1 protein-coding gene is annotated in these 338 nt (G+C 61.2%); it reads right to left on the bottom strand.

Annotated elements, in window-relative coordinates:
- Nucleotides 1–138 precede the first annotated feature (138 nt).
- The coding region (locus ACEWQZ_RS00005) for a hypothetical protein (protein ID WP_476481024.1) at nt 139–338 on the bottom strand (200 nt) is incomplete at its 5' end.

Below are 338 nucleotides of genomic sequence, written 5' to 3'. Positions count from 1 at the left end.
GCGATGTAACGCCGACCTACGCCGCTCGTTCGCGTGCGGTTTGACGTGGACCGCTGAAGTGGGTCGCGGTTACATCCGCGACGGACGACATTTCAACCTTGAACACACGTAGCGCATGCGTGGTCAGGCCCGCTGACGTCATCCGTCGGCGATGTAACGCCGACCTACGCTTCGTTCTCCGGCGCTTTGACGTTGACTGCTGAAGTGGGTCGCGGTTACATCCGCGACGGACGACATTTCAACCTTGAACACACGTAGCGCATGCGTGGTCAGGCCCGCTGACGTCCCGTCGGCGATGTAACGCCGACCTACGCTTCGTTCGCCGGCGGTTTGACGTT

The sequence above is a fragment of the Wenzhouxiangella sp. YN1 genome, from assembly GCF_056324145.1.
This window is presented reverse-complemented; position numbering and strand designations above follow the sequence as displayed.